The organism is Streptomyces hilarionis, assembly GCF_024539675.1.
Classification (GTDB): Bacteria; Actinomycetota; Actinomycetes; order Streptomycetales; family Streptomycetaceae; genus Streptomyces; species Streptomyces hilarionis.
This window is the reverse complement of sequence record NZ_JAHHIT010000352.1, coordinates 1-1,230: the sequence shown is the minus strand read 5'-3', so window position 1 is coordinate 1,230 and position 1,230 is coordinate 1. Positions and strand designations below refer to the sequence as shown.

Sequence of the window (1,230 nt, the reverse complement as noted above, 5' to 3'; positions counted from 1 at the left end):
CCCCGGGTGCGGGTCAACACCCTCGTCGTCGGCATGGTCCGCACCGAACAGAGCCACCTCCACTACGGCGACGACGACGGCCTGCGCGCCGTCGCCCGCACCGTCCCGCTCGGCCGGCTCGCCGAACCCGCCGACGTCGGCGCCGCGGCCGTCTTCCTCGCCTCCGACGCCGCCCGCTACATCAGCGGAGCCAGCCTGCTCCTGCACGGAGGCGGCGAACGGCCCGCCTTCCTCGACGCCGCGACGGCCGACAAGGACACCCGAGATGAGGAGACCTGAGATGAGCGCACTGTGCGACGGACGCGTCGTCGCCGTCACCGGCGCCGGACGCGGCCTCGGACGCGCCCACGCCCTCGCCTTCGCCGCCCACGGCGCCCGCGTCGTCGTCAACGACCTTGACGTCGCCCTCGACGGCGCCCCCCGGCCCACCGGCGACGCCGACGCCCGCCCCGGCGGACCGGCCGCCGCCGTGGCCGCCGAGATCCGCGCCGCCGGCGGCGAGGCGACCGCCCACGGCGGCGACATCGCCACCACCGAAGGCGCCGCATCCCTCGTCACCACCGCCCTGCGGACCTACGGCCGCCTCGACACCCTCGTCAACAACGCCGGATTCCTGCGCGACCGCATGCTCGTCAACCTCGACGAGGACGACTGGGACGCCGTCCTGCGCGTCCACCTCAAAGGCCACTTCCTCACCCTCAAACACGCCGCCGCCCACTGGCGCGCCGAGACCAGGGCCGGCCGCCCGCCCGCCGCCCGCGTCGTCAACACCTCCAGCGGCGCCGGACTGCTCGGCTCCCTCGGACAGGGCAACTACAGCGCCGCCAAGGCCGGCATCGTCGCCCTGACCCTCGTCGCCGCCGCCGAACTCGCCCGCTACGGCGTCCACGTCAACGCCATCGCCCCCGCCGCCCGCACCCGCATGACCGAGCACACCTTCGCCGAGACCATGGCCGCCCCCGCCGACGGCTTCGACGCCATGGCCCCCGAGAACGTCTCCCCCCTCGTCGTCTGGCTCGGCTCGACCGCCAGCGAAGGCGTCACCGGACGCGTCTTCGAGACCGAGGGCGGCCGCATCACCGTCATGGACGGCTGGCGCCCCGGCCCGACCGCCGACCGAGGCGCCCGGTGGACCGCCGCCGAGGCGGGGGAGACCGTGCACAAGCTCCTGACACAGGCGACGCCCCCCGGAGCCGTCTACGGAACCTGACCCCCGAAGCCCCCACGCAC

2 protein-coding genes are annotated in these 1,230 nt (G+C 75.4%); both read left to right on the top strand.

Annotation, left to right across the window (positions count from 1 at the left end; translation table 11 throughout):
- A partial coding sequence (locus KMS84_RS38560; RefSeq protein WP_256921216.1) for an SDR family oxidoreductase occupies positions 1–279 on the top strand: 279 nt, incomplete at its 5' end.
- Between the two features lies 1 nt (position 280).
- Entirely contained in the window at positions 281–1,210 is a 930-nt protein-coding gene (locus KMS84_RS38555; protein ID WP_256921215.1) for an SDR family oxidoreductase, read from the top strand.
- Positions 1,211–1,230 lie beyond the last annotated feature (20 nt).